This is a genomic window from Kitasatospora sp. NRRL B-11411, from assembly GCF_000721345.1.
Lineage (GTDB): Bacteria > Actinomycetota > Actinomycetes > Streptomycetales > Streptomycetaceae > Kitasatospora > Kitasatospora cineracea.
This window is the reverse complement of the sequence record NZ_JOGH01000302.1, coordinates 1-623: the sequence shown is the minus strand read 5'-3', so window position 1 is coordinate 623 and position 623 is coordinate 1. Positions and strand designations below refer to the sequence as shown.

Annotated in this window: 1 protein-coding gene; it reads right to left on the bottom strand. The window is 68.9% G+C overall.

Translation table 11 applies throughout. The features are described from left to right. Positions 1–17: 17 nt before the first annotated feature. The coding region (locus IH44_RS0140055; RefSeq protein WP_030464775.1) for a putative Ig domain-containing protein at positions 18–623 on the bottom strand (606 nt) is incomplete at its 5' end.

Genomic DNA, 623 nt, shown 5'->3' with positions numbered 1-623 from the left:
CGGCCGGTTCACCGGGTTCAGCCGGTCTGGACGGCGGTGTCGTCGATCACGAAGGAGGTCTGCAGCGAGGAGTCCTCGACCGCGTTGAACTTCACCGTGACGCTCTGGCCCGCGTAGGCCGACAGGTCGACGCTCTTCTGGGCGTAGCCGGTGTTCTTGTCGAGGTTGGAGTACGAGGCGACCGTGGTGCCGTTGACGGTGACGGTGAGCTTGTCGTAGGCGGTGGAGGTGGTGGTCTCGGCGGTGTCGATGTGCAGCCAGTAGCTCAGCGTGGCCTTGCAGCCGGCCGGGATGGTGACGGTCTGGGTGAGGCTGTCGGTGTGGCTGGAGCCGTAGCCGTCCATCCAGGCCTTCCAGGAGCCGCTGTGGGCGGGCTGGGAGGTGGAGTTGTCGACGACGCCGGAGGTACCGGTCCAGGGGCTGGCGGTGCCGGTCTCGAAGCCGGGGTTGCCGAGCAGCTGGGTCGGGGTGCAGCCGGTGCCGCCGCCGGAGGTGACGGTCCAGGTGAAGGAGGCGGTGCCGGTCTTGTTGGCGGCGTCCTTGGCGGTGACGGTCACGTTGTAGGTGCCGGCCGCGGTGGCGGTGCCGCTGATCACGCCGGTGGAGGCGTTGATCGACAGGCC